Here is a 26,830-nt window from a genome sequence, read left to right as displayed (position 1 = left end):
ACTACATCTTCTGGACCGGAATCCAGATTTCGCTTCTGAACGTCGGAGAGCTCGTATCCTTATCCGCATTCCAGAGGATTTCCGGGCCTTCCCGTTGTTCATAACCGGACGAAGGGAACCATTCGGCATAGATGCTTCCCCATACTTGCTGCAGCGTTTCGGGGAACGGGCCGACGGCCGTGAAGACCGCCCACGTCGAAGCGGGCACTTCGAGCTGCGCCAGCCGGTCGGGGTCCGGACAATCCAGGGTCGATGCCGCGCCGATGTAGTGGTCGAGCTCGCCGCGTTCTTCCATCCGGCCCTCGGAGAAGTTCGTGGACGCGCTGATGATTCCGGCGGGATCAATGTTCGACAGCGATTTCAACTCTTTGATCGATGCCTCGTTCAAGCTTGCCCACATGGCGGCAATCTCCGGATTGACGCCGTTGAACACGATGGGGACTCTCTTCTTCATGCCGATAATGCGAAAAGCTTCTTTCTCTTCCAGACGATAATTCATTTCGCGTCCTCCTTGAATGGCTAATCGGAAGGTCATCGGCGGATAGGCTTTGAGCGAATGGCCGCCGGTACGCGCTTCGGATGGCGTTACGCCGTGCAGCTGCTGGAAGGCGCGCGTGAACGCATCCGACGAAGCGTAGCCGTATTTGAGCGCGACGTCGATGACTTTGCCGCCGCTCGCTTGCAGCTCCAGCGCGGCAAGCGTAAGCCGCCTGCGGCGGATGTGTTCCGACAGCGGCACGCCCGCAAGGAAGGAAAACATCCGTTTGAAATGGTATTCGGAGCAGAGCGCCCGCCTTGCGGCTTCTTTGAAATCGATTTCGCCCGCGAGGTTGTCCTCCACGTACTTCATCGCGCCGTTCATATTCGCTAGCAAATCCACAAGCATGACCTCCTTCATCAATAAAATAACAGGAAACGCGAGCATGCATCCGACAATCGGTGCACCATGCTGCAGGGTCGATGATTATCGGCTTATTCGGCCTGCGACAGCCGTCGAACAAACCCTGTTTCCGTGCTACAATAGGCTGGAAATTAAAATCCATATAGAAATGAGATCGGAATTCATGATCCCAATAACCAGAATGGAAGCGGAGGCCGAGCTCCGGAAATTCGTCGGATCGGAGGCCTATATTCACAGCGAGGCGACCTCCTTCGTATTCGTCCGCAATTTCAAAGTGCAGGTAACGCAGGCTTTTATCGCGGGGGAAGGCTCCTTCCGCGCCGCGCTTCGTTTCGACGGGCATGGCTGGCTGCGCATGGAAGCACTCACGCATTATGAAGTGGACGAGCACGGCCGCCTGCTGCTGGCAGGCTATGACGACAAAGGGCGCATGAACGTCGCGCTGCATCTAGGAAGGGAGCCGTTTCCGGAATGAATAAGAACGAACAAGCGCCGAAGCGCAAGCTGCTTGCGGTATTCGCCCATCCCGACGACGAGACGTTTATTTGCGGCGGCACGTTCGCCAAGTATGCCGCCGAGGGCGTCGAGATGACGCTGGTCAGCGCAACGCGCGGCGAAATGGGCCGCCGGATGGGGAACCCGCCGTACCTGAATCGTGAAACGATCGCCCCCGCCCGCGAGCTGGAGCTGCGGGAAGCTTGCGACCACCTCGGCATCGGCAATTTGATGTTCTTCGATATTCGCGACAAGACGGTCGAATTCGAAGACGAGGAATTGCTGACGAGACGAATTGAAGATTTGATCCGCGAGATCGATCCGGACGTCGTGCTGACGTTCCATGAATTGTACGGGGGACACCCGGATCACTGCGCGATCGGCAAAGTGACGACGGCCGCATTCCGGCGGTCTGCAACCAGGGGAGCGCTGTACTTCATTACGTTCGGCGACGCGATGGAGCGTCCGGAACGGTACGGTCATACCCGGAAGGACGTAATCAAGGTTGACGTGCAAGCCTATAACGAGGCGAAGCTCGCCGCCTTCCGCGCCCACCGCTGCCAGACCGAAATCGACGAATGGGTCTGGTTGTCCGACAAGGAGGCGCTGTCCCGGTTCGGCCGGTACGAGTATTTCCTTAAAGGGGACGTGAATGCGCCGCAGCGGGTGCAGCACGATTTGTTCTGATGGCGTGCGGACGGGAGCCAGCTAGTTCGTCTATGAGGTGGATAATAAGCGAGCTGTTAATGAGCTGATAATGGGCTGGATAATGAGCATGAAGGCGGATCCCCGATCCGCCTTTTTTGTTTGCCGCCGTGGACGCAGCCGGCTTCGACGCGACCGCTTCGCGGCCGCGCCGCGTTCTGCGAAGCTTAAGGCGCAATCTCGCCAAGCGCGGCAGCGGCCAGCGTCTGGATGACCGAGCTGTCCATCGGCGGGTTATGCAAGCCCGCGCGGACATCCCGGTAGTAACGTTCCAGCGGATTGCTGCGCGATAGGCTGGTGCCGCCGACGATGCGCATCGCCAAGTCCACGACGCGTAGAGCGTTATTCGTGACCGCGTATTTCGCCAAGCCGAGCTCGGGTTTCATCTTGGTCCGTTCGGCAGGTTCCTTGTCCCACCGATCGGCCGCCGCGTAGAGCAGCGTGCGCGCGGTGCGAAGCTCGATTTCCATCTCGCCGATGGACTGTTGAACGGACGGGAGGGCCGCAATCGGTTTATCCAAGGAATTGGGACGATAGGAGCGGGCGAATGCCAAGGCATAGTCGCGCGCGGCAAGGGCGATGCCCATATAACAAGCCGGAATATGCAGCATCCAGCCGCCTCCGTCATCGATGCCTTTGCCCGTGAGCCGTTTGTCTGTCGCGGCAAAAGCGCCGTCGAGCACGACGTCATGGCTGCCCGTCGCCCGCATGCCGAGCGTATCCCATGTTTCGACGATCGTTACCCGGTCCGAGCGATGGACGAGAAAATCCGCCGTGCAGTCTTCGTCCGGCAGGTAAGCGGACACGACGAAACGGTCGAGGATCGGCGAAAGCGTGCTGAACGTTTTGCGTCCGGTAATCCGCCAGCCGCCTTCCACGGGAACCGCGGTCGTCTCCGGCCGGCCGCCGCGGCTCGGGCTGCCGGAAGCGGCTTCGCTGGCGAAGGTATTGATCATCGTGCCGTCCGTTACGATGGAACGGCACAGCTCGGCGAACGTGTCCGCCGGCCATTTCCCGGTCGTGCGGAGATGCATCACCTGGCCGAGATGCCAGCCGACGGCAAGCGCGGTCGAGCCGTCTCCGTAGGCCAGCCGCTCCTGCAGCATGACGAACTCGTACAGTGAAATTTCGTCTCCGCCGAACGCCCGCGGAACCGTCAGTTTCAAATATCCGGCTTCACGCAAATCGGCGAAATTATCAAAGGGAAACGAACCTTCGCGATCATGCCGGGGCGCTCTCTCCCCGAACCGGACAGCCAGCCGCTCCGCGAGCTCGGCCCTGTTCTTCTCCTCGTCGTTCCGAATATAGCAATCAATGAATCGGCTCATCATGGCTCACTCCTTCTCTTCGTATTATACCAACAGTTTCTAGCGAGGCGAACCATGGAAAATCAGTAAAGGCTTCAAGAAAATTTCAATAAGGCGGCTGGAGGCTGCATTTCGGCATCGATTGGGGCAATGCGATTCGGGATGTCACCGCTTCGTATTTGCATGATTGCAACCTGGCGTCCGGGGACGTTCGCCCTTGCGCGTATACCGATTATTTTGATTAATCAGCCCTGTGATTTGCATGCGAACAACGAGCTCGTCCGCCGCGCTTCCGATTGGCTTCAGGTAAGAGAGCGGTCCGCCCGTCTGACGGAACGTTTGCAAAATACGGATTGAAAAGCGCGGAAGGGTATGCTAAGATGAACCAAATTCAAACGCGATGAAGAGAATAAAATGCAAACGGTCCTTATGTTCAGAGAGCGGGGGGAAAGCTGAAACCTTCGCCGTAAGCCATGCATGATGTCGTCTCGGAGCGGTTAATCGAATGTCGGATGCGCGTCCAGCGATTCCGGCCCGTAGGTTCAAACGGAGTGGCACACGTTATCGTGCGGCAGGCAGGGTCGAACCTTGCCTCATGAGGCCGGCATCGCGAGATTTCGGCAAATCAGGGTGGTACCGCGAAAATTTCAACCCCTTTCGTCCCTAGGTCAGACAGCTGCTGTCTGCGCCTTGGAACGGAAGGGGTTTTTGGGCTAATCATCGTCCCATGAACGATTCCATCGAATATAACGGATAAACGCGAGGAAGAGAATGAAATGCAAACGGTCCTTATGCCCAGAGAGCGGGGGGAAAGCTGAAACCTCCGCCTTAAGCCGCTGCATGATGTCGTCTCGGAGCGGATGATCGAAAACCGAACCCGGCGGCTGGGGCATTTTGGCCCAGTCGGCGGTTCCGGCCAGTAGGCTTAAACGGAGTGGCACACGTTATCGTGCGGCAGGCAGGGCGCGAGCTCTGCCTCATGAGGCCGGAATCGCGAGATTTCGGCGAATCAGGGTGGTACCGCGAAGAGATTGACCCCTTTCGTCCCTAGGCTAGGCAGCTGCTGTCTGTGCCTTTGGAGGAAAGGGGTTATTTATTTTTTCGAGGAGGAGTTAGAAATGGAACATGTACATGCAAATAGTGGCGCTTCGACTACGACGGCTTCGCAAATCGGGCAGCAAGAACCGGAAGGGGAGAATTGGATAACCGGTTCCGAGGCGCTGCTGCGCTGCCTGCTGGCAGAGGACGTGGACTGCGTATTCGGCTACCCGGGCGGGAACGCGCTCTATATCTATGATGCGATGACCGGCAATCCGGCGTTCAAGCATCTGCTGACCCGGCATGAGCAAGGGGCTGTCCATGCGGCGGACGGATATGCCAGATCGACGGGGAAGACCGGCGTATGCATCGCGACTTCCGGGCCCGGAGCGACCAACCTGGTGACCGGTATCGCCACCGCTTATATGGATTCCGTGCCGCTGGTCGTCATTACCGCCAACGTGCCGACGAACGTCATGGGTACCGATGCGTTTCAAGAGGCGGACATCGTGAGCATGACGATGCCGATCACCAAGCACGGCTACTTGGTCCGCGACGTGCGCGATCTGCCGCGGATCGTTCGCGAGGCCTTCCACCTTGCGGGCAGCGGCCGGAAAGGTCCGGTGCTGATCGATATTCCGAAGGACGTCTCGAATCACCGCATGTTGTTCCAGCCTGAGGAAGCCGAGCTTCGGCTGCGCGGTTACCGGGCGGCGCCGGAGATCGAGCCGGCCGAGATCGACGAATTGCTCGCTGCCATCGCCGAGTCCGAGCGGCCGGTCATCATCGCCGGAGGCGGCATCGTCTACGCCAATGCCGCGCCGGAGATGATGGCTTTCGCGGAGCGGACGCGGATTCCCGTGGCGACCACGTTGCTCGGATTGGGCGGATTCGCCAGCAGCCACGAGCTGTGGCTGGGCATGCCGGGCCATCATGGCGCGTATGCCGCGAACAAGGCGATTCAGAACGCCGACCTGCTGATCTCGATCGGCTCGCGGTTCGACGACCGGGTAACGATGAAGCTGGACGGCTTCGCCCCGAAGGCGAAACGAATCGCGCATATCGATATCGATCCGGCGGAGATCGGCAAGAACGTGCGGACGGACATCGCTTGCATTGGCGATATCAAGGATGTGTTAGGGTATGCCCTGCAGATCGCAAAGCCGTCGCAGCGGGACGGGGCGTGGCTCCGGGAGCTGCAGCGCTACAAAGCCGACTACCCGCTGCGCTATCAAGACTCCGAGACGGAGCTCAAGCCGCAGTTCGTCATCGAAATGATCCATGAGACGACGAAGGGCGAGGCGATCGTCACGACGGACGTCGGCCAGCACCAGATGTGGGCCGCGCAGTTCTACAAGTTCAACCATCCGCGTTCGCTGATTACCTCGGGCGGAATGGGCACGATGGGCTTCGGGTTCCCTTCTGCGATCGGAGCGCAGCTCGGCAATCCGGATCGGCTCGTCGTCTCGATCAACGGCGACGGCGGCATGCAGATGTGCGCGCAAGAAATGGCCGTCTGCGCCGTTCATAACATTCCGGTCAAAATCGTCGTCATCAACAATCAGGTGCTTGGCATGGTGAAGCAGCAGCAGGAGCTGATGTACGAACGGCGCTACAGCCAGATCGACCTGGCCGGAAGCCCGAATTTCGTTAAGCTTGCCGAAGCTTACGGCATCAAGGGGCTGAGCGCGTCCACGAAAGCCGAAGCCCGGCGGGCGTGGCAGGAAGCGCTCGATACGAATGCGCCGGTGCTTGTCGAGTTCAAAGTGCCGATGAACGAGAACGTGTATCCCATGGTGCTCGGCGGAACGACGCTGGATCAGATGATCATGGGGGATTTCGAGGATTGAATCGTTTGCCGCATCCGGATGGCGGGGCGTTGGAAATGTGATAAAGGCGGCCTCCGCAGATGCGGGGCCGCCTTCGGGCTGCTGATAAAGTCTCGACAGCTTGGGCATGAGCATGAAGTGTACCCAGTACACGACATGCTTGGAAAACCGGTGAAACCGGAGCATGTCGTGTACCATGTATTCGCCGAACTACCTCGACGTTATAACGACGCGTGCGAGATGGGCGCGCGGCAACGACGCTCAAGCTCCAGCTCCAGCTCTAGCTCCAGCTCTAGTTCCAAGCCCCAAGCTCCAAGCTCGCTCAAAATCTTTCCAACAATCCCAGCACCTGCGCTATTGGAAGCCCAATATCGGATGGGGCACGTACAGCTCTTCCAGCTCGCGGATCTCATCGGCGGTCAGCGCAAGCGACAGCGCCGCGTTCGCATCGTCCAAGTGGACGGGCTTCGTGGCTCCGATGATCGGCGCGGTGACCGTGGACTTGTTCAGCACCCAAGCCAGCGCGACTTGGGCCTGCGAGACGCCTCTCGCATTCGCGATGCGGCCGACGCGTTCGACGATCGCGCGGTCCGCGTCGACGGCGGAGGTATACAGCGTCTTGCCGAACGCATCGGTCTCCGACCGTTCGCTGATTTCGTCCCAGCTGCGCGTCAAGCGGCCGCGGGCCAAGGGGCTCCACGGAATGACGCCGACGCCGGTATCCGCGCATAGCGGGAGCATTTCCCGCTCTTCTTCGCGGTACAACAGATTCAAGTGATTTTGCATGCTCACGAATTTGGTCCAGCCGTTCTTCTCCGCCGTGTACTGCGCCTTCAGGAACTGCCAGGCATACATGGAGGAGGCGCCGATATAGCGGGCTTTGCCGGATTTGACGACATCGTGCAGCGCCTCCATCGTTTCTTCGATCGGCGTATGCGGGTCCCAGCGGTGGATCTGATAGAGATCGATATAGTCCGTGCCGAGCCGCTGCAGACTGTCGTCCACTTCGCTCAGGATCGCTTTGCGCGACAAGCCGGCTCCGTTCGGGCCGGGGCGCATGCGGCCGTGAACCTTGGTCGCGATCACGACGTCCTCACGGCGGGCGAAATCCTTAAGGGCGCGGCCGACGATTTCCTCGCTCGTGCCGTCCGAATAGACGTTGGCCGTATCGAAGAAGTTGATGCCGAGCTCCAGCGCTTTGCGGATGAAGGGCCGGCTCCGTTCCTCGTCCAGCGTCCACGGATGCGATCCTCTTGCCGAAAGGCCGTAGCTCATGCAGCCCAGGCAGAGTCTGGATACTTCCAGGCCAGTTTGGCCTAATCTCGTGAAATCCATTTCGATTCCTCCTCTAATTTCGGATCGACAAGCTAAGCGTCTAGCAATCTGACAATCTGACAATCTGGCTGATAGCTCTATGTTAACGCTTTTTCGGAGCGATCACAATTTCATCGCAATCGCAGGATTCCTGCATCTTGCGAGGCTTCAGCTCACAACAAAAGCCGGATGAGCGTTCATCCGGCTTTCGTCAGGAGGCTTGTTTTCGAAGCGGCGTGAGGTGTTTCGTTGTGTTGCAGCCGATTGATCATGCACGCAACAATTTCAAGCAAATCGTCCCATCATCCGTATCCCTGCACGGCGCAGCGTGCGTAAAGCCGAATTTGGCCACGGCTGCAACGGACGCCGCATTCCGCGGATCGGTTAGGATGTAGATACAATCCACGCCAAGCCGCTTGAAGCAGATATCGATGAGAACGGGCATCGCTTCGGTCATGTAGCCCTGTTTCCAATAGTCCTTCCAGATATCATAGCCGATCTCGACTTGCTTCCGCGCCGGATCCCAGAAGTGGTACCCGCAGGTTCCGACAAACGCATTCGTCTCCTTATCAAACATGCCGTAGCGAAGATGGTCTTCTCCATCGGGGTTCCGGTAGTGTTCGATGATCTCCAGCGCTTCCGCGTAATCGCACGGCGGCTCGCTGAAGAAGGCACACATGTCCGGGTCCGAAAACTGCCTGTAGACGACATCCGCATCGTCGTGCTGCAAGAGACGAAATCTCATTCGACGCGTTTCAAAAGGCTCCGACAATGTTGTCGTAACTGACGCCTCCTCTTGTATTTAGCCGCAAATGAATTCGCAAAGGAACTAAATTCACCGCCCGGAAGCGGGCAGCGGGCGTTTCCCAGGCGCCGGCTTATTCGGAAAGTCATGTTTCGCCCTAATCAAGATTATGATAATAGTGAAAAGCCTTCGTTAACAGGTCGGCCAAATGCTCGCTTTCCTCCAGCCCCAGAAAATCGACGAGTCCTCCGAGCGACTGCTTGATGTGCGCATCGGCTTCCTTGGCGACCGCTTTTCCCTTCTCCGTCAATTCGATGCCGACGGAGCGGCGGTCATCGGGATCTACAGTGCGCTCGATCAGTTCCTCTTCAATCAGCTTCTTGATCAATTGGGTGACGGTCGGCGTCGTGACGAGCAGCTTCTTGCTGATATCCGAAATTCTCGGCTTGCGGTTTCCGGTTTTCTCGCACTCCATGATGCAATAGAGGATGCGAATGTCGCTGCGCGTCAGGCCATGAATCGGTTTTTGCCGCCATTCGGCTTTCGCGAAACGGGTGAGTGCTTCTTGCAGCCGCAGTATGGTTTCTTGATTGTCCTTCATATGTGCTCCTATCCAATGCCGGTTATTTGAATGTAAGTTGAGTATGGTACAAGATCCATTCTTCCAATGGTAGCTTTTGACGTCACATCTTATACTTGAAATATACTACATGACTCATTATTATAAAAGTTAAGTTGGTAAACTAATTTTCTGAAATTCGTATTGCAAGCATTACGCGTCCACGGACGTGCGGTTTCAATCTTATAACGGCGAAACGTGATGAAAACAGCATGGAAACGGGGTAGGACGATGGTGAAGATTGGGATTATGGGTACAGGTTATGTCGGTTTAGTTCACGGCGCAGTCCTTTCCAGTTATGGCTTCCCAGTCACTTGCATGGACGTGGACGCAGAGAAGATCGATCGTTTGGCGGCAGGCATATCTCCGATCTACGAGCCGGATCTCGATGAGCTGCTGACCGGCGGAATCGAAGCGGGCACGCTTTCGTTCACGACGAGCGCCGAAGAAGTCGTACAATCCAGCGACGTTATCTTCATCGCCGTCGGCACGCCTGCAATGGATGACGGAAGCGCCAATCTCACCTATGTCCATGAAGTCATGCATGCGATCGGCAAGTATGCGAACGGCTATAAAGTGGTCGTCTGCAAATCGACGATGCCTGTCGGCACGAACCGTAGTATCGCGAACTACCTGGACGGCGTGCTGAAAACGCGGAACGAGCCTTTCCGGATCGATGTCGCGTCGAATCCCGAGTTTCTGCGCCAGGGCAAAGCCGTCAGCGACTCGCTGTCGCCATCGAGAATCGTGATCGGAACCGAGAACGAAGAAGCCAAGCGCATGCTGCAAACGATCTACGCGGGGTATATGCGGCAGCATGTTCCGTTCTTGTATACGAATCCGGAGACTGCGGAGATGATCAAGTACGCCGCAAATTCCTTCTTGGGCGTCAAAATATCATTCGTCAACGAGCTCGCGCTTCTGTCCGAGAAAGTCGGCGCGAACATCCAGGATATCGCGACGGGCATGGGGCTCGACGACCGAATCTCGCCGCACTTCCTGCAGGCCGGACCCGGGTATGGGGGCAGCTGCTTCCCCAAAGACATGCAGGCGCTTGTCGGTGTCGGCCAGAAGAACGGCGAGGAATTGTACGTCGTGCGCGCAGCCGTTGCCGCCAACGAGAAGCAGAAGGCGAAGATGGTGGACAAAATCAGCGGCGTGCTTGCCTCGAACGGATCGCTCAGGGGCAAAACGATCGCCGTTTGGGGATTGTCTTTCAAACCCGAGACCGATGATATCCGGTTTGCGCCAAGCTATGATATTATCAGCGGACTCGTTGCCCGGGGGGCGGCCGTGAAAGCATACTGCCCGCAAGGCATGAAGCAGGCGGAGCGTGCATGGACGGATTTGAGCGGCGCCGTCGCGTTTTGCGAGAGTGAAGAGGACTGTGCCCGGAACGCGGATGCAATCGTGTTAATGACGGAATGGAAACAGTTCAAGGCGAGCGGCTTGGACAGCATCGTTAAAAGCATGCGGGGCAACGTCTTCTTCGACCTGCGCAACTTATTTGCGGACCATCCGCGCATACGCCTGCTGTTTGACTACTATTCGGTCGGTTCGGATGAACGACGGTTGTATTCACTGGAGGAGGCCTAATGAACAATGAGCACGTATTGCGTAACCGGGGGAGCGGGATTTATCGGCTCTCATCTCTGCGAGCGATTGCTGAAGCTTGGCCATCGCGTCGTTTGCATCGATAATTTTAACGGCGTGTACGACTACAAAATCAAAATAAAGAATATCCTGAATAGTACAGGATTGGAAACGACATTTCAATATTCGAACAAAGAAACCGATCTGCTTCATCTGCAGCAGGCTGTCGAAGGGGACAGCTACAAGCTCGTTGTTGCGGATATTCGGCATGCGGACGAGTTGGCTGCGGCCTTCGGGAACGAGCGGATCGACGCGGTTATTCACTTGGCGGCCATGGCGGGCGTTCGTCCTTCGATCGAGGATCCGCTGCTCTACGAAGACGTCAACGTGAGAGGAACGCTGACGGTGCTCGAGGCGATGCGCAAGCACGGCGTTCGCAAATGGCTGTGCGCTTCGTCCTCTTCCGTATACGGCAATCAGGCGAAGGTGCCCTTCTCCGAGGAGGATCGGGTCGACCGAAGCATCTCGCCTTATGCCGCCACGAAGAAAGCATGCGAGGTACTGGGCCACACGTATTATCATTTACATGATATCGATACGATTATGCTGCGGTTCTTCACCGTATACGGGGAACGGCAGCGGCCGGATCTGGCCATTCATAAATTCGTGGGGATGCTGGATCGCGGCGAACCGTTGACCGTCTATGGCGATGGTTCGTCCAGGCGGGATTATACGTATGTCGGGGATATTGTCGACGGCATGATCGGAGCGCTTGCTTTTGTCGAGGGGCATGAAACCGTTTATGAAATCGTGAATATCGGCACCAACCGGACGATTTCCCTTCTTGAGCTGGTTCGGAGCATCGAGCAGGCGTTCGGCAAGGAGGCACTTCTTCGCTGGCTGCCGAACCAGCCTGGAGACGTGGAGCAGACGTACGCGGACATTTCCAAGGCGAACGGGCTGTTCGGTTACGACCCGCAGACTGATTTCGCCGAAGGATTGCACAAGTTCGTCACATGGTATAGGGGGAATTAATATGGTCAAGCTCTCGATCGTTGCGCCGATTTATAACGAGGAAGAGAACATTCTGCTGCTGCACGAGGCGATTACCAACGCGGTCAGCAGTAAGGTAGAGAGCTACGAAATCGTACTCGTCAACGACGGCAGCAAAGATCGGAGCGCGAGTATTCTGAACGAGCTGGCGGAGCGGGATGCTGCCGTTAAGGTCATCCACTTCGTGAAAAATTGCGGACAAACCGCCGCGCTCTACGCAGGCATGAAAGAATCCAAGGGCGAACTCGTCGCGCTGATCGATGCGGATTTACAGACGGACCCGCGGGATATTTTCAAACTGATGCCTTACATTCCGAACATGGACTTCGTGAACGGCAAACGCATCAGGCGCAAGGATACCCTCGTGAAGAAAGTTTCGTCGCGGGTCGGCAACGGGGTTCGCAACTGGCTGACGGGGGATGAAATTTACGATACGGGCTGCCCGATGAAGCTGATGAAGCGCGAAGTGGCGGACAGCTATTATTTATACGAAGGGATGCACCGCTTTCTGCCGACGCTGGCGAAGATCAACGGCTTCAAAGTCATCGAGATCGCGGTCTCCCATCAAGAACGGCAGCACGGCGTGTCCAAATACGGGGTGTTCAACCGCGCGTTCGTCGGCCTGATGGATGCCATCGTCATCGGCTGGCTGCGCAAACGGGTCATTCGCTACCAAATCAGGGGACAATAAGATGTGGTGGCATTCGTTGATGGGCAGTCTCTCCGGCGGCAGCGTGGCCTGGATCGTCTTCGGCTTCATCGGACAGATCATGTTTACGATGCGATTCATCACGCAGTGGCTGGCGAGCGAGAAGGCGAAGCGAACCGTTGTGCCGCTCTCCTTCTGGGTCTATAGTATTTTGGGCAGCGTGGTTTTGTCGATCTATGCGATTTACCGCAAGGATCCGGTCTTCATTCTCGGCCAATTGCCGAGCGTCTTCATCTACTTGCGCAATATTGCGTTGGAACGGAAAAATAACATCGCGCAGACGGCGGGAGAGTTTAAATCGATGGATTCATAGGCGATCCGTATGTGTTTGCTGTCCGGGGACAGAAATACATTTGAATCGCCAGCGTCGTGAGCATAAGCTTAGGCGAATAGAACGTTCGCAGGGCGGAGTCGGAGAATGAGCTGTTCGTCTGCGGCGAAAGCGCAGCCGAGATATGTAAAAAAGCCAAAGTGCATGGAGCGCCGCTCCGTTCTTTGGCTTTTTGACATGCTAGGTGGTGGTTCCGGCTGCTGCGATGCCGTTGAATACGGCTGGTCCGGTCAGAATGAGATCGAAGAAGCCGTCCGTGGCGACGAACATCGTATAACGGATTTCCTGCGCCAGCACGTCGGCAGCTGGCGGGAAGTCGGCTGCCGTAACGCTGATGGGAAACAGCGCGCTGAATACACGAATGTTAAACTGTTCGTTCAAGATCGTTACGCCGGTGCCGGCAGTGCCGTCTCCGCCTCGTTCGACCGTGACGGTGATAACGGTCGGCCCTGGCGGCAGCTCGAGCGTAGGCTCCACCGGAGGCGCGAAATCAACGACGACCGTCCCGCTTAGCGACACGCGCACGTTGGAGGTATTGGCGGGAATCGCGGCCAACACTTGGAGGCCGATATCTCCGACTAATATCGGTAAGGTAGATAGCGGCTGCGAGCCGCCGAAGTCGTCCCTGTGGATCGAAATGCGCGAATCTAGAAATTGAATCGACATAGAATCACCTCCCTTGCTCTCTTGTAGTGTATGGGAGATTCGGAGGAATGGGACTAGGCATCGCGCTGGCGTGGCGCCTAAGTGCAGCAGTGAATGTCGGATTCCAAATACTACGAAGAAACGGCTCTGATCGATGAAATAGCGTCAGTTCTGTCCGCCAAATTTGTGATGGCTTGGTCCTATCCGCACAACTCTATCGACACATCGGTACGCCTCTATCGACCCTTCCGCACGTCTCTATCGACACATCGGTACGCCCCAACCGTTTCGAACTTTCACCTTCACGGGCATAATCGCCGCATGCTCAGACTAGGCGTCGCAGGTGTTCGGATACGCGGAACAATGCGCTCCAAGCGGGAGTCGCTTCGGAAGACGGATTCTGTCCCTATCGGGATAGTACTGTGGGGCTATTGTGCATCAGCGCGCTATGGCCGATGAAGGAATCGTGCGGCCGCGCGGCGAAAACGTTACGAATCTTGTTGTTGCCTGCTGCCCATTACGGTTTTGACCAAGGAAGGGGAATTCCGAATATGAGCTTTGAATTGATAAATTATCCGTATCCGTCGCGGCGGACGGCTGCCGTGGCGCGCAAAGGCATGGTCGCGACGTCGCAGCCGCTCGCTTCGCAGGCCGGGCTTCGCGTGCTGCAGCAAGGCGGCAACGCCATCGATGCGGCCATTGCCGCTGCCGCTTGCTTGACGGTCGTCGAGCCGACGGCGAACGGCATCGGCGGCGATGCTTTTGCAATCGTCTGGCATCAAGGCAAGCTTCACGGCTTGAATGCGAGCGGCCGTTCACCGATGGCGTTGACGCCGGATGAGGTTCGGAAGCACGGCTTCGAAGCGGCGATGCCGCCGGACGGCTGGCTTCCCGTGACTGTGCCCGGCGCGCCTTCCGCTTGGGCGGCGTTATCCGAACGGTTCGGACGACTGCCGTTCGAAGCGCTGCTCGCGCCTGCCGCCGACTATGCGGAAGAGGGCTTCGCCTTGTCGCCGGAGCTCGGATATTCTTGGGAGAAGGCATATCAGTCCCGGGCGGCGAAGACGGACGATCCGCTGTTCGCGGAGTGGTTCCGCGTTTTCGCGCCGGAGGGGCGAGCGCCTCGGCCGGGCGAAATCTGGCGCTCGCCGGATCACGCGCGGACGCTGGCGAAGATTGCGGCAACGAAGGGCGAAGACTTTTACCGCGGCGAATTGGCGGAAGCGCTGGACCGCTTCGCGCGCGAAACCGGAGGCTTGATCCGCAAGGAAGATCTGGCGGCGCATCGGCCTGAATGGGTGGACCCCATTGCTGTCCGCTATCGCGGGTACGAGATATGGGAGATGCCGCCGAATGGGCAGGGGCTCGTCGCGCTGATGGCGCTGAACGTGTTGAACGGCATCCCGCTCAGCCGGAAGGATACGATCGAAACTTGCCATGCGCAGATCGAAGCGCTGAAGCTGGCCTTCGTCGATGGCTTGCAGCATATTACGGATCCTGTCATGATGCAAGCGAGCGTGGAACGTCTGCTGTCCCCCGAGTATGCGGCGCAGCGCAGGGGACTGATCGGCCGACAGGCGATTATGCCCGAGCCCGGCCGGCTTCCAAGCGGCGGGACGGTGTATTTGGCGACAGCCGACGGGGAAGGCAACATGGTCTCGTTCATCCAAAGCAATTATCGGGGGTTCGGTTCGGGACTCGTCGTTCCCGGCACGGGCATCAGCCTGCAGAACAGAGGCGCGTCCTTCTCGCTGGATCCGGCGCATGCCAACGTCGCTTCGCCCGGCAAGCGGCCCTACCATACGATCATTCCCGGCTTTATCACGAAGGACGGCGAAGCGGTCGGGCCGTTCGGCGTCATGGGCGCATTCATGCAGCCGCAGGGGCATGTGCAAGTGATTTCCAATATGATCGATTTCGGCTTAAACCCGCAAGCGGCGCTCGATGCGCCGAGATGGCAATGGATCGAAGGCAAGAAGGTACTGGTGGAAACAGCGTTTCCGGAAACGCTGGCCAGCCAGCTCGAAGAGCGGGGGCATCTCGTTCAGCCGTCGGCGGAACGCCGGTCGTTCGGCTGCGGACAAATCATTTGGCGGGAGCCGAACGGCGTGCTGATCGGCGGCACCGAGCCGCGTACGGACGGCTGCATCGCCTCGTGGTAGCGGGATGGATTCGATAGACGAAGAGGCGTTTGGTTGAATGCGAAGATAGACGCGGTTTATAACTATCTAAGTTACTCAAGAAGGCGGATAGCGACGAGCATGAGTGAACAAGCACAAGCGATCATCGAAGCTGTGCAAATGCCGGTAGTCAAAAGCGCCGAAATAACCGCAACGGCCGAAACCGCCGAATAACCGCAACAACGTAACATTCATGGCGAAAGCAATCTTGCAAGGAGCGAATAGAAGTTTTTCTCACAGCCTCTGGCTAAGCCGGAGGCTGTTTTTACTTGTATGGCGGGGTGTTGCGGGGAGAGGTCGTGATCTCGAGCCGCTGGTAAGACGTGCTTCAGCAGGTAACTCTCCGCCTTCAACATGATAAGCGAAGGAATCGTATCGCGCTTATTGGCTGGAAAATGAGTGTTTCATCGAAATAACGAACTCCAGCGTCGTTATTAAGCCGAGAGTAGGCGAAAAGATGACAAAATGATTGAGATAAAGCGTCTAGGATTCGTTAAAATGCATAAACGTCGATTTTCGAGCGAATAAGGCTTGTGGGGTTCGTTAGAGGGTTGCCCGAAAGGCTAATGGCTGCGGAGACCGCCCGAAAGGCAGGGTTCTCGGGACAGCGCGGCTAATGGCTGAGGAGGCCACCCGAAAGGCAGAGTTCTCGCGTCAGCGCGGCTAATGGCTGCGGAGACCGCCCGAAAGGCAGAGTTCTCGCGTCAGCGCGGCCAATGGCTGCGGAGGCCGCCCGAAAGGCAGAGTTCTCGCGTCAGCGCGGTTAATGGCCGCGGAGACCGCCCGAAAGACAAGGTTCTCGCGACAGCGCCGCCGACGGCGCCGGAAGCCACCCGTAACGCGGAGGTCTCAAAGCAACGCCAGACGGCTGCGAAAAGCTGCCTGAGCGGCAAATATTCGCGCGCGATGGCACGCATCCCCGCAGCAAAGCGAGCCTTTTTGTCTCAATCTCTCAAAATGGATTGAACATAAATTGACACAGTTGATACAAATGTAATATAGTCATAGTAATTCAAGCCGTATAGAAAGGGAATTTGATCGCTATGTCGAGTTATCCATATTCCAGAATCAAGGACGATATCAAGAAACGCATCATGGAAGGCGAATGGCTGGGGGAGACGCGGCTGCCATCGAGCAGGCATTTCGCCGAATCTTACAAGTCCAGCGTGAACACGGTCGAGAAAGCGATCAAGGAGCTGTGCGGGGAAGGGCTGCTGAAGCGCGACAACCGCAGGGGCACCTATATCGAAGAAGGAATGCTTTCGCAGCTCGGACATAACCGTTCCGGTCTGATCGCGGCATCCGTCATCGGCATCGAGAACCCGCTCTGGGCCACGGCGCTGCGCGGCATCGAGGATACGCTTCGGCTGCACGGGTTCCACTTGCTCAGCTACAGCGACGATCGGAGCCTGGATAAGCTGGAATCGCTCATTAAAGGAGCGGTCGCGAAGCGGGTGGACGGCGTCATCATGAGTCCGATCTTCGATCCGGACCACATGGAGCGCAACGAGCGGCTGTACGAGTATTTGCGGGCCAACGGCATCAAAGTTATTTTCCTCGACCGTCATCTGTATCACAGCGATATTCCGTACGTTACGAGCGACAACGTGTCCGGGGCGTACGCCTTGACCAAAATGCTCTTGGAGAAGGGGCACCGGCGCATCATGTTCGTCCGCAACTCGAATGTGAGCACGTTCAACGAACGGCTGCTCGGCATGAAACAGGCGTTCTTCGACTCCGGACTCGAATTCGATAACGCGCTGGACGCGCTGATTCCGACGGAGCACGAGAATTTCGAAGAAGAGTTCGAATCGTACAGCGCGCGCATTGCGGAAGAGATCCGCGCACGAGGCTGCACGGCGATCTTCGCGGCGAACGACCAGATTGCCGAAGCCGTGATCGTCGCGCTGAATGAACTGGGCATGCGGTTTCCGCAGGATATATCTTTGGTCACCTACGATGCGCTGAACCTGAACCGCAAGCTGATGCTCGACGTGACTGGCCTCAATCAGCCTTTCTACGAGATGGGGCGAACGGCCGCGAGCCAGCTGATGAAGCTGGTCGAAGGCAAGGAGCTGCTGTCCGTGCAAGGGCAGATTTGCAAGGCGGACCTGAACCTTGGCAGCACGATCGGTCCGGTTCGCTAATGCATTCCGGAGCATGGATCGGCATCGTATAACGGGACCAAGCTTATATGCTTGGTCCCGTTTCTGTATCAACTGTGCTAGTTTTAATCAATTTTTACATGAATATATTGACACAGTTGATGAAATCGAAGTATGATCGGTTTGTAAAAGTAATACAGTAATCCTATTCATGTATCAACAAAGTAACACAGTTTTCGAAAGTCCGGCTTATGCTGGGCAAGAAGACGCGGCTGTCGGCGTTCTGATGCGGCAAGCAGCACGTATCTTCCCGAAGAAATATAAGCGGCCTACGAGCGAGCGAGTATGGAATGCTTATATTTGAAGAAAGCCAGGAAACCGGATTGCACGACTTGTAAGCGCTGTCGCGTGCGTGTTTCATACGCCCGCGCGGCAAACCGAAGCTGACATTTTAAAGGGGGACTCAACAAGTGAACAACCGTTATGGCAAGCTGTCTATTCTTCCGCTCTCTACCGTCATGATCGCGCTGTTGGCAACAGGCTGCGGGAACAATGACAACGGCGGCAACTCAGGAACGAACGCAGGAACGAATGCAGGAACGAACGCAGGGAATACAGCATCGACGAACGCGGGCGGTAATGCAGCTGCGGGAACGAACAACGGCGGCGATGCGAAATCGGGACCGAAAGAGAAGCTCGTCTACTACGGTTTCTCGGAATGGACGTCCGATCCGGCTTACGCGCCGGTGTTCGAAGAACTGAAAGCGAAATTCGAAGAACAGAACCCGGGCTACACGGTGGAATTCCAAAGCGATCCGTGGGGAACATGGGACACCAAATATAAAGTCATGTTCGCCAGCGGCAACGCGCCCGACGTCTTCATCGTGAACAACCCGGACTTCCCGACGTTCGCGAATTCCGGCTACCTGCTCGATCTCGGATCGAAGCTTGACGCCAGCGCGTTCTCGGATTATTTCCCGGGCATCCTCTCCATGTATAAATGGCAGGGCAAGAATATGGCGCTTCCTTATACGACGGACGCGCGCGTGCTGTGGTACAACAAGGACATTTTCACGCAAGCGGGTCTCGATCCGAATAAGCCGCCGACTACGTGGGCCGAATTGCAGCAAGACGCAGCGGCGATCACGAAAGCGACCGACGGCAAAGTGGCAGGCTTCGGCATGGATCTCGGCTTGAAGGAATTCCCGTCGCAAAGCTTGTTCACCGCATCGAACGGCAACATCATCTCGGTCGATGACAGCGGCAAAGTAACGCCGACGGTCAACACGCCTGAATTCAAAGGCTATCTGTCGCTGCTTCAATCGTTGAAGCCTTCGTTCGAGTCGGATTACGCGACGCTCGACCATCTGAAGCTCGGCACGCTGTTCGCGCAGAAGAAAGTCGGCATGGTCATCGCGGGCACTTGGATTACGGATCAGAACGCGGATATCAAAGGCGCATCCTTCGTCGGCCAATCGCTCGTTCCGAAAATGGACGGGGGCGCGCCGGACGGCTCTTTCGGCGGCGGCTTCGGCATTGGCGTATCCGCGAACAGCAAGCATCCCGAACAAGCCATCAAACTCGCGCAGCTGATGACTTCGGTCGACTTCAATGCCCGTACCGTGAGCGACGTGCCTGCGAACAACGCTTCGCTCGCCGTTTCCAAATTCGCGACGGATCCGGCTTATAAAGTGTTCATGGATCAAATCAAATTCGCCAGACAGTCCCAGCCGAAGACGCTCTTCTACAGCGAGATCGATTCCGCGGTCTACGATACTGTATCGAAGGTGCTGGTAGGCAATCAATCGGTCGACGACGCCGTAGCCGATCTGGAAGGCAAGATCAACAAAATCACGACAGCGAAATAACGGGCTGCGCGAACAGGGCAGAAGGAGCTGCAAAGGGACTTCTTCTGCCTTTCCCGCGCAGGCCGGACCGTGCAATGAAACGGCATTCTAGCGGCGGCCGGCGCCATGTCCGGAACTTACGCCTTGGGAGACATGATGATGATACAAAAAGCGAGCTTACGCAGACGGAAATCGATTTTTCGAACGAGCATTCCTTACTTATATGTCCTGCCTTCCATTATCGTAATGGGCTGTTTGCTGGCCTACCCGATGTTCTACAATTTGTATGTCAGCTTGCACCGCTGGCAGCTGGCCCGCCCCGACAAGCCTTTTATCGGATTCGATAATTTCAAGGCGGTCCTGACGGACGAGATCTTCATGAAAGTGATGACGACGACCGTCATTTGGACGGTTGCGGGCGTACTGCTGCAGATGCTCCTTGGTTTGTTCGCCTCGCTGTACGTGGATGAGCGCAGAAGAAGCAAAGGCGTGCTCCGCTCCTTGCTGCTGCTTCCTTGGGTGCTGCCCGGCGTCGTCACCGCTCTCATGTGGAGCTGGATGCTGCAGTCGGATATGGGCATTCTCAATTATATTTTGCAGTCGCTGCATATTACGGACCATCCGATTTCCTGGCTCGGTTCGACGACGCACGCGATGTGGACGCTCGTCTTCGTCAATACGTGGAAGGCGTTCCCGTTCTGGTTCCTCATGCTGCTCGCCGGCTTGCAGGATATTCCGAACGATCAGGTCGAAGCGGCGCGGATCGACGGCGCGAGATGGCTGGGCATCGTCCGCTACGTGAAAATCCCCCATTTGACGCCGATTATCGGCGCGACGGGCGTCATCACGACGATTTGGACGCTCAACTATTTCGACCTCATCTGGGTGACGACGAAGGGCGGACCGATGGACACGACTTCGACGCTGCCGATTTATACGTACCGTCTGGCCTTTGAATTCTTCGACTTCGGCAAGTCCTCCGCGATGGCCATCGTCAGCCTCGTGCTGATCGGCATCATTTGCTCGCCTTATCTGCGCGCCATGCTGAAATCGATTAAGGAGTGAGCACCATGAAAAGCTTAAAAACCGCAGGCAATCTGCTTGTCTTCGCCGTCATTGCAATCGTCATTTTGTTCCCGTTGTACTGGCTGCTCGTCACGTCGCTGAAGCCTTCGGACGAAATTTTCGCCGATCCGCCGACGCTGTTTCCGAAGACGTTCAGCCTGGAGCATTACCGCAACGTCTTCCGCACGTCGGAAATTCCGACGTACTTCTATAACTCCGTCCTGATCACGGCCGTGACCGTCATTGCCGTGCTGGCGATTGCCAGCTTGGCCGCATACAGCATGACCCGCTATAAATTCAAGGGCAAGCTCGCTTATTTCGTCGTCATTCTGTTCGCTCAGGTCATGCCGATCACGACGCTGATCGTGCCGCTCTACGTGATGTGGGGCAAGCTGGATATGCTCAATACGTTTACGAGCTTGATCATGACGTACTGCGCCGTGCTGCTTCCGATGGCGATCTGGCTGCTGACCGGCTATTTCAAAGGCATTCCGAAAGACATCGACGAAGCCGCCACGATCGACGGCTGTTCTTCCTTCGGCATTCTGATCCGCATGGTACTGCCTTTGGCCAGGTCCGGCCTGGTGGCCGTCGGGCTGACGGTGTGCATCACGGTTTGGCAGGAGATCATGGTGTCGATGACGTTCGTCAACACGGACAGCATGCGTACGCTGCCTGCCGGCATCAACAGCTTTATCACCAAATCGGGCATTCAGTGGGGACCGCTCAACGCTTCGGGAATCGTGACGACGCTGCCGGTGCTGCTGATCTTCATCATTTTCCAACGAGCGCTCGTTAAAGGGCTGACGGCCGGTGCGACTAAGGGATAATCGGTAACTAAAGGGTAATAGAAAAAGCGAATCGACAGGTAAGACGGAGGAAACGACGATGCAGTCCAAAGAATGGCTTTATCATATCGAGAAGTGGATCCGGGAGAAGGATCGGTACATCTATCGTACGATCGCTCCGATTCCGTTCGCTTACCGTCCCGCGGACCACTGGGTGCCGCTGGAGGAAGCGCAAAAAGGCGCCTTCATGCCGATCGACGCGGGCATGCGATGGGGCGAGACGTGGATGTACGGCTGGTTCCGGGGGAGCGTCGTCATTCCGGCGGAAGCGGCGGGGGAGCGCATGGAAGCCGTGCTGAACTTCGGTTCGGAGAGCACGGTCTACGTATCCGGCCGGTTGGCGGGCGCCATCGATCTGCAGCATCATGCGATTACGCTGACGCGCCAGGCTGCCGGAGGCGAGACCGTCGAGATCATGGCGGAAGCGTACGCCGGCCATGACCGGGAGCTTCCGGTCAACGGCGAGTCGTATTTGGCCGTCGTCAACGAGGAGCTGTATCAGTTCTTCATCGATCTGAAAGCGCTGCTGCAGCTGCGCAATGGCCTGCCGCCAGCATCGCTGCGCGTCGCTGAAATCGACAAAGCCTTCGTCCGCCTGCTGGCGGAAATGGACTGGGACGCGACCGGCAGCCGCTTGACGGCGATCGCCGAACGCGGCCGAAGCATGCTGAAGCCCTTGCTCGACTGCGTGAACGGTTCTACCGCGCCCAAGCTGTACATGATGGGCCAGTCCCATCTCGATATCGCATGGCTGTGGCCGATGGAAGAGACGAAACGCAAAATCGCCCGGACGATGTCCAATCAGCTCGCGCTGCTCGAGGAATACCCGGAGTACCGGTACGTGCAGAGCCAGCCGTATTTGTTCCGGCTGGTGAAAGAGCTGTACCCGGAATTGTACGGCCGCATCAAGCGGTATGTGGCCGAAGGCCGCATCATTCCGGAGGGCGGCGCCTGGGTCGAGCCGGATACGAATATTCCGAGCGGCGAAAGCCTCATCCGCCAGTTTCTCTATGGCAAGCGCTTCTTCCGCGAGGAGTTCGGCGTGGAGAACGAGATGCTATGGCTGCCGGACGTGTTCGGCTATTCCGGCAATTTGCCGCAGATCATGCGCAAATCCGGCATTCGGTATTTCGCTTCGGTCAAGATGTTCCAGACCTACGATAATGTCGTCGATCCGTTCCCGTACAATACCTTTACTTGGGAAGGCATCGACGGTTCGTCCGTCCCCGTCCATCTGCTCGATTACGGCCCGTTCCCGAATCCGACGGATGTCTCGTACGCGCTCTATCAGTGGAATGAACGGCTGCAGACGGAGTCGGTATCGACGCGTCTCGTTCAATTCGGCTACGGCGACGGCGGCGGCGGCGCCAACCGCGACGATCTGGAGTTTCTGCGCCGGATGGGCGATCTCGAAGGCGTGCCTCGCACGGTCATCGCTTCGCCCATCGAATATTTCGAGGATTTGCAGGAGCGGGCTATGCCGGACGCCCGTTACGTCGGGGAGCTCTACTATCCCGCGCATCGGGGAACGCTGACGTCGCAGGCAAGAATGAAGCAAGGCAACCGCAAGGGCGAGCTCGCGCTGCGGGAAGCAGAGATCTGGGGCACGCTCGGCGCGCTGACGGACGCGGGCGGCGCGGCGTATCCGAAGGCGGAGCTGGACGAGGCATGGCGCGAGTTGCTGCTGCTGCAGTTCCATGATATTTTGCCGGGGACGTCCATTAAGCGGGTCCATGTCGAGGCGGAGCGGGCGTTCGCGGAGCTGCTGGCATCCGCGGGCAGGCTGCGCGAGCGGTCGGTCGAGGCGCTGGCTTCTACGGGACCCGCGAATGCGCGCGGCTGCTGCCTGACGTTGTTCAATTCGCTCCCGTGGGAACGGGAAGCCGTTGTCGAGCTGCCGGGTGGCGGCGCTGCGGCCGATGCTTGGTTAGTCGGCGGCGGGGATGGTGACGGCGCTGGAAGCAGCGGCGGGGTTACGGTGCAGCGGGTACAGGAACGCGCCTATGTGCGGGTGAAGCTGCCGGCCATGGGGTGGATGCCGCTCGCGCAAGCCCTTGAACAAGCGGCCGATGCTTCTAACGCTGCCGCTAGCGCTACGGCTGCCGGTGTGACTGGCGATGCGGTCAGCAGTTTGCGCAGCAGTGCGATCGACGGTTCGCATGGCGTGAAGGCCGCGCCTCATTTGCTCGAGAACGAGCTGCTTCGCGTCACGTTCAATGCATTCGGCGAGATAACGAGCATCTATGACAAAGAAACGGCATCGGAATGGGCGGACGGCCTGTGCAATGAATTCCAGCTATTCCGCGACCAGACGTCGAATTACGACGCTTGGGAAATCGACCGCAGATATGCGGCATCGCGCCTTGAATTGACCGAAGCGGCTTGCATCAGCGCCGTTGCCGAGGGAGCGCTGTTCGGCGCCCTTCGCATCGAACGGCGAATCGGCAATTCCTTCGTTAAGCAGGACATTCGGCTGGCGGCCGGGAGCAGGCGCCTGGAGTTCCATGCCCGCGTCGAATGGCAGGAGAAGCACCGGCTGCTGAAGGTCGGCTTCCGTACGGCGCTCCGCACGACGGAAGTGCTGAACGAAATTCAATACGGCTACATCCGGCGGCCGAACCACGCCTCCCGTCCGCATGACGCGGACCGGTTCGAGGTCAGCCAGCACAAATGGTCGTCCTTGGTCGAAGGCGACCGCTGCTTCTCCTTGCTGAACGACTGCAAGTACGGCATGAATGCCGACGGCGGGGCGATGAACCTGACGCTTCTGCGCGCGCCGACTTATCCGGACGAACGCGCGGACAACGGCATCCACGAGTTCAGTTACGCGCTCCATGTCTGGAACGGCGGCTTCATGAGCAATCCCGTCATCCGGGAAGCGTACGAGCTGAATTGTCCGGTGCTGAGCGCAGCCGGTGAAGCGGCGGAGCGGTTCAGCTTGCTCGACTGCGATAAGCCGAACATCATCGTCGATGCGGTCAAAATGGCCGAAGACGGCTCCGGCGCTTGGGTCGCCCGCCTCTATGAAGCGAAAGGCGCATCGACTCGCGCCGCATTGCGGCTGGGCCTCGACATCGCATCCGCCGCGGAGACGGATATGCTGGAGGACGGCGTCATTTGCCCGGTGCCGGTCGAAGGCAATGCGGTTATGCTGGCGTTCAAACCGTTCGAGGTGAAGACGCTGCGGTTCGTGCCGTAACGTAATAAGCTCTCCATCGCGCGAGCCGGCTGCGGGTACTTCCGTAATGATTCTTATTGAAATGTAACACGATTGAAATCTTATCTTCATCTCGCGTTAATGAAAGGGACCTATAATAGAACTCGACCCCCTTTTTTATAATATACACTTTAGGCCCGCAGCCCGTTGCTGCGGGCCTCTTTTTGTCCGGCGTCGATCGTAGAATGCAGCGGATACGCCTAGCTGGTTCGTTCCATGTAGGCGCTCTCTAAAATGTAACACGATTGAAATCTTATATTCATCTCGCGTTAATGAAGCTTGCCTATAATAGAACTCGACCCCCTTTTTAATATATACACTTTAGACCCGCAGCCCGTTGCTGCGGGTCTCTTTTTGTTCTCAGCCCGGTCATGGCCGGCATCCGTCGAGCTGGGGCAGAGTCTTGAGAATTTTTTCCATTTATTCGATTTATTTCGACAAAAACCCACAATGAGCATCAACGAATCAACATGAGTTTCCGATAATAAAAGTATCAGTTCTAAGGGGGTATTCACCGCATGGTAACCAACTGGAAGGTTCGTACGAAATTGCTTGGCGGGTTCTCTGCCGTCATCTTGATGTTCGTCGCGTCTCTTGCATTCACGATTGTGTTCATTAACGGAATCAAGCATTCGTCCGGCGAGCAATCGGCTAGAGTATCGGAAGAAACGAGTGCGTTTTCTCTCAAAAACGACGTCGGAATGCTCTATAGCGATCAAGCGGACGTGATCATTAACGAGAGCCAAAGCTCGGCGGATCAACTTTCTTCGATGCTCGCGGCGTTCAAGGAGAAGCTGGATGCTTTCGCAAGTACCGCGGACACGCCTCGGGAGCAGGCATGGATGCAAGAACTGAAGCAAGCCTTCGAAGGCTATGCGGGTACCTCGGCCGAAGTGTTGACTGCATTCAACCAGAAAGACGCGACGCCGGCAGAACAATTGAGCAAGCAATACCGTGAAATTGACGATAGAAGCGATGGCTTCAAAGAAACGATGTTTCAGAACTTGGATCTCCTGAGCCAGTCTTATAGTCAAGAATTCGCCGCTTCCAATGTGAAGCTGTCCAAAGATATTACGCGCACGATCAGCATCTCCGCTTCGATGAGCGCGATTGCCGCCGTCCTCGGTTTGGCGCTCGCCCTCTTCATCGGGAGCCGGGTGGGTACGCCGATCGTGCGCCTCGCCGGTTCTGCCAGGCGGGTGGCGGAAGGAGATCTGACGGAGACGATCTCGTTCCGTAAGACCAAGGATGAGCTCGGAGAGTTAAATGCCAGCTTCCAAGGTATGGTCGGCAACCTGAAAAGCCTGTTGTCGGACATCGACACCCAGGCCGGGCATGTCGCCGCGTCTTCAGAAGAGCTGACTTCCAGTGCCGAGCAGTCCACGCAGGGCAGCTGGCAGGTTGCGAAGGCGATCGAACAAGTAGCTGCCGGGGCGAAGGTGCAGGACAAAGCATCCGAGGAGACCGTTCGCGCGATGGAAGAGATGGCGATGGGCATTCAGCGGATCGCGGAATCTTCCGTTTCGATCTCGGAGGAGTCGGCCGATGCGTCGGACAAGGCCAGGGACGGCGGGCAATCGGTTGAACGTGTCGTCAGCCAGATGGCTTCGATTCGGACGTCGGTCGATACTCAGCTTGCTGTCGTGACGAAGCTAGAGGCGGAATCCCGCGCCATCGGCGAAATTACCGGAAGCATCAGAGGGATAGCAGGGCAGACGAACCTGCTTGCGCTTAACGCCTCCATCGAAGCGGCGAGGGCCGGCGAGCATGGCAAGGGCTTCGCGGTCGTCGCGGCGGAAGTGCGCAAGCTGGCGGAGCAGTCGGACGCATCAGCTGAGCAAATTACGGGTTTGATCGAGTCGATTCGGCAAGGGGTTGACGAAGCGGTACTTGCGATGAGAGCGGGCAAAGAGGAAGTGCGGATCGGCATGAGCCGGGCGGAGGAAGCAGGCAGCACGTTCGCGCTGATCTCGGAATCGGTCAACCGGATCGTGGACCAGGTGAGGGAGATGTCCGCCGTCGCCGAGCAGATGTCGGCCAGCGCCGAGGAAATATCGGCATCCGTGGTCGAACTGTCCGGCGTCGCCAAAGAGACGGCCAGTTCGACCCAAAGCGTAGCTGCCAGCACGGAGGAGCAGCTTGCCATCATGCAAGAGGTAACTGCTTCTTCGGCTCATCTAAGCCAACTGGCGGTGTCGATGCAGGAAGCGATAGCGAAATTCAAAATGTAATGTCTTCGCTGGCGATCATATCGACCTTGTCCTGCTTGAATAAGGCGGCTCCT

20 protein-coding genes are annotated in these 26,830 nt (G+C 57.3%); 14 read left to right on the top strand and 6 right to left on the bottom strand.

The annotated features are described in order from the left end of the window. Nucleotide 1: 1 nt before the first annotated feature. Nucleotides 2-880, bottom strand: a complete 879-nt coding sequence (locus GZH47_RS11495) for an AraC family transcriptional regulator (protein ID WP_162640213.1) — start codon at nucleotides 878-880, stop codon at nucleotides 2-4. Nucleotides 881-1,064: 184 nt separating this feature from the next. On the opposite strand from GZH47_RS11495, the gene GZH47_RS11490 reads away from it, so the two are divergent. Next, nucleotides 1,065-1,376, top strand: coding sequence for a DUF1806 family protein (locus GZH47_RS11490; protein ID WP_162640212.1), 312 nt, complete (start codon nucleotides 1,065-1,067; stop codon nucleotides 1,374-1,376). Beyond that, nucleotides 1,373-2,083 (top strand): PIG-L family deacetylase, encoded by a 711-nt coding sequence (locus GZH47_RS11485; RefSeq protein WP_162640211.1) that lies wholly within the window; start codon nucleotides 1,373-1,375, stop codon nucleotides 2,081-2,083. Before GZH47_RS11490 ends, GZH47_RS11485 begins: the two co-directional genes overlap by 4 nt. Nucleotides 2,084-2,268: 185 nt before the next feature. Here the strand turns inward: GZH47_RS11485 and GZH47_RS11480 are convergent, their stop codons facing one another. Then, nucleotides 2,269-3,429: an acyl-CoA dehydrogenase family protein gene (locus GZH47_RS11480; RefSeq protein ID WP_192043633.1), complete on the bottom strand. Its 1,161-nt coding sequence runs from the start codon at nucleotides 3,427-3,429 to the stop codon at nucleotides 2,269-2,271. A gap of 1,097 nt (nucleotides 3,430-4,526) precedes the next feature. On the opposite strand from GZH47_RS11480, the gene ilvB reads away from it, so the two are divergent. Further along, complete coding sequence (gene ilvB / locus GZH47_RS11475; RefSeq protein ID WP_162640209.1) at nucleotides 4,527-6,296, top strand: biosynthetic-type acetolactate synthase large subunit; 1,770 nt, start codon at nucleotides 4,527-4,529, stop codon at nucleotides 6,294-6,296. Between the two features lie 333 nt (nucleotides 6,297-6,629). Here ilvB and GZH47_RS11470 read toward each other — a convergent pair whose 3' ends face one another. The 3 genes from GZH47_RS11470 to GZH47_RS11460 form a co-directional block, all read right to left on the bottom strand. Further along, nucleotides 6,630-7,610 (bottom strand): aldo/keto reductase, encoded by a 981-nt coding sequence (locus tag GZH47_RS11470; protein ID WP_162640208.1) that lies wholly within the window; start codon nucleotides 7,608-7,610, stop codon nucleotides 6,630-6,632. A gap of 247 nt (nucleotides 7,611-7,857) precedes the next feature. Continuing rightward, the gene (locus tag GZH47_RS11465) at nucleotides 7,858-8,334 is read right to left on the bottom strand and encodes a GNAT family N-acetyltransferase (RefSeq protein ID WP_225446449.1); all 477 of its coding nucleotides are present in this window, start codon (nucleotides 8,332-8,334) and stop codon (nucleotides 7,858-7,860) included. A gap of 157 nt (nucleotides 8,335-8,491) precedes the next feature. Further along, complete coding sequence (locus GZH47_RS11460) at nucleotides 8,492-8,935, bottom strand: MarR family winged helix-turn-helix transcriptional regulator (RefSeq protein WP_162640206.1); 444 nt, start codon at nucleotides 8,933-8,935, stop codon at nucleotides 8,492-8,494. 249 nt (nucleotides 8,936-9,184) lie between these two features. Between GZH47_RS11460 and GZH47_RS11455 the strand changes: the two genes are divergently transcribed. The 4 genes from GZH47_RS11455 to GZH47_RS11440 are packed head-to-tail and all read left to right on the top strand — an operon-like array spanning nucleotide 9,185 to nucleotide 12,621. After that, on the top strand, nucleotides 9,185-10,549 hold the full coding sequence (locus GZH47_RS11455) for a UDP-glucose dehydrogenase family protein (RefSeq protein WP_192043601.1): 1,365 nt from the start codon (nucleotides 9,185-9,187) through the stop codon (nucleotides 10,547-10,549). A gap of 6 nt (nucleotides 10,550-10,555) precedes the next feature. Next, nucleotides 10,556-11,581 (top strand): GDP-mannose 4,6-dehydratase, encoded by a 1,026-nt coding sequence (locus GZH47_RS11450; protein ID WP_162640205.1) that lies wholly within the window; start codon nucleotides 10,556-10,558, stop codon nucleotides 11,579-11,581. Nucleotide 11,582: 1 nt separating this feature from the next. Beyond that, on the top strand, nucleotides 11,583-12,290 hold the full coding sequence (locus GZH47_RS11445; protein ID WP_162640204.1) for a glycosyltransferase family 2 protein: 708 nt from the start codon (nucleotides 11,583-11,585) through the stop codon (nucleotides 12,288-12,290). Nucleotide 12,291: 1 nt separating this feature from the next. After that, entirely contained in the window at nucleotides 12,292-12,621 is a 330-nt protein-coding gene (locus GZH47_RS11440) for a lipid-A-disaccharide synthase N-terminal domain-containing protein (protein ID WP_162640203.1), read from the top strand. A 198-nt stretch (nucleotides 12,622-12,819) separates the two neighbouring features. Here GZH47_RS11440 and GZH47_RS11435 read toward each other — a convergent pair whose 3' ends face one another. Then, nucleotides 12,820-13,305, bottom strand: coding sequence for a hypothetical protein (locus GZH47_RS11435; RefSeq protein ID WP_162640202.1), 486 nt, complete (start codon nucleotides 13,303-13,305; stop codon nucleotides 12,820-12,822). A 530-nt stretch (nucleotides 13,306-13,835) separates the two neighbouring features. Here GZH47_RS11435 and GZH47_RS11430 point away from each other — a divergent pair. The 7 genes from GZH47_RS11430 to GZH47_RS11400 all read left to right on the top strand — a co-directional run bounded on the left by GZH47_RS11430 (nucleotide 13,836) and on the right by GZH47_RS11400 (nucleotide 26,777). Beyond that, nucleotides 13,836-15,446 carry a gamma-glutamyltransferase family protein gene (locus GZH47_RS11430; RefSeq protein ID WP_162640201.1) on the top strand — a complete coding sequence of 537 codons (1,611 nt, stop codon included), beginning with the start codon at nucleotides 13,836-13,838 and terminating at the stop codon, nucleotides 15,444-15,446. 1,061 nt (nucleotides 15,447-16,507) lie between these two features. Then, on the top strand, nucleotides 16,508-17,611 hold the full coding sequence (locus GZH47_RS11425) for a GntR family transcriptional regulator (RefSeq protein WP_162640200.1): 1,104 nt from the start codon (nucleotides 16,508-16,510) through the stop codon (nucleotides 17,609-17,611). Nucleotides 17,612-18,039: 428 nt separating this feature from the next. After that, nucleotides 18,040-19,437, top strand: a complete 1,398-nt coding sequence (locus GZH47_RS11420; RefSeq protein ID WP_162640199.1) for an ABC transporter substrate-binding protein — start codon at nucleotides 18,040-18,042, stop codon at nucleotides 19,435-19,437. 132 nt (nucleotides 19,438-19,569) lie between these two features. Beyond that, entirely contained in the window at nucleotides 19,570-20,481 is a 912-nt protein-coding gene (locus tag GZH47_RS11415; RefSeq protein WP_162640198.1) for a carbohydrate ABC transporter permease, read from the top strand. Between the two features lie 5 nt (nucleotides 20,482-20,486). Continuing rightward, nucleotides 20,487-21,311, top strand: a complete 825-nt coding sequence (locus GZH47_RS11410) for a carbohydrate ABC transporter permease (RefSeq protein ID WP_162640197.1) — start codon at nucleotides 20,487-20,489, stop codon at nucleotides 21,309-21,311. A 58-nt stretch (nucleotides 21,312-21,369) separates the two neighbouring features. Next, nucleotides 21,370-24,528 carry an alpha-mannosidase gene (locus tag GZH47_RS11405; protein ID WP_162640196.1) on the top strand — a complete coding sequence of 1,053 codons (3,159 nt, stop codon included), beginning with the start codon at nucleotides 21,370-21,372 and terminating at the stop codon, nucleotides 24,526-24,528. A 536-nt stretch (nucleotides 24,529-25,064) separates the two neighbouring features. Next, nucleotides 25,065-26,777, top strand: a complete 1,713-nt coding sequence (locus tag GZH47_RS11400; protein WP_162640195.1) for a methyl-accepting chemotaxis protein — start codon at nucleotides 25,065-25,067, stop codon at nucleotides 26,775-26,777. The last annotated feature ends 53 nt before the right edge of the window (nucleotides 26,778-26,830 follow it).

Origin of the sequence: Paenibacillus rhizovicinus (genome assembly GCF_010365285.1) — a bacterium.
Classification (GTDB): Bacteria; Bacillota; Bacilli; order Paenibacillales; family Paenibacillaceae; genus Paenibacillus_Z; species Paenibacillus_Z rhizovicinus.
The sequence above is the reverse complement of the archived record's forward strand: the minus strand, read 5'-3'. Positions and strand labels throughout refer to the sequence as shown.